This is a genomic window from Variovorax defluvii (genome assembly GCF_039541515.1).
Classification (GTDB): Bacteria; Pseudomonadota; Gammaproteobacteria; order Burkholderiales; family Burkholderiaceae_C; genus Variovorax; species Variovorax defluvii.
Genome location: NZ_BAABGJ010000067.1, coordinates 1 through 1,050 on the forward strand (window position 1 = coordinate 1; position 1,050 = coordinate 1,050).

Sequence of the window (1,050 nt, forward strand, 5' to 3'; positions counted from 1 at the left end):
TCGGGCGTTGTGCGAATGGCTGCGACGCGGCCGGGCACCAGTGAGAAGCTCAAGGTACCGGTCGACAGGCTCTGCGGCGCAATCTCCACGCGGGTGGTGATGTAGCCGCGAGCGACGACGGCTTGATGGGCACGCGCGCGGACCACTTCGACGCCCCTGGCGCCCAGGCAGCGGCCGACGGGGTCGTCATTGCGCTCTGGGCCCGAGAGATCGGCCACGGCCCACCGAAAGGCGTCGGACTGCTCGCCGACCCATCGCACGCGGTCGATGCGATGGCACGGGGATTCGGACTCGGGGATGCGTTCGGCCGGTGCCGGTGTCGCCCGTGGGGGACGCCGATCGAGTGTGCCTTCGTTTTGCATGCGCAAAGCGCGTGCACGCTCTTGCTGGCGTTGCTGCTCGACGAAGGGCTGCGGTGTGGTTGGGAAATGCTGGGCCCAGGCCAGCAGCGGACCGGCCGCCATGGCGGCGGCCCATAAATTGCGATTCAAACTAACTCCCTTCCCTTTCTCTAATTGGCTGAAGTGAGGGCCCGACTTGGGTGATCACCCGAGATCGTGTTGGCTCCGGTCACCACCTTCAGATCCTTGGCATGCAGCGCCGCATTGATCTGCACGGCGCGCGCAAGGATGGCGGCGTAGTCGGCCTTGCTGGCATCCAGGCCCAGCCCGTCGAGGTGGACCTGGCCGCTTCGCACGACGTAGCTGTCGAGTCCGCCCGCGGCGTTGTACTGCGGCGCTCCCGTCGTGAGCGTCACCCCGGCTGCGTTGATGAACGTGCCCCCGTTCACCGAGATGCCCGACGGGTTCGCCAGGATGAACTCCGCACGCTGGCCCGCGATCTCGACCGGGCCGTTGACAAGGGAGGGGTTGCTGGAGCTGACCTCGTTGACGATGACGCGCGCCGGGCCGGTGGCCAGGTAGGGGTTGCCGTTGATCCAGCCACCGATCGCCGACTGCACGTTCGAGCGCGCGTTGTTGACGATCACGCCCCGGGCCGGGACGTCGAACTGCTTGTAGAGGTTGCGCGAGACCCCGGCAGCGCTGGGGG

At 67.5% G+C, this 1,050-nt stretch carries 2 protein-coding genes; both read right to left on the minus strand.

Going from position 1 to position 1,050, the window contains the following annotated elements:
* A partial coding sequence (locus ABEA07_RS19175; protein WP_345539817.1) for a POTRA domain-containing protein occupies positions 1 to 464 on the minus strand: 464 nt, incomplete at its 3' end.
* Between the two features lie 47 nt (positions 465 to 511).
* Positions 512 to 1,050 (minus strand): two-partner secretion domain-containing protein (locus ABEA07_RS19180; RefSeq protein ID WP_345539818.1); only part of this gene is annotated, 539 nt, incomplete at its 5' end.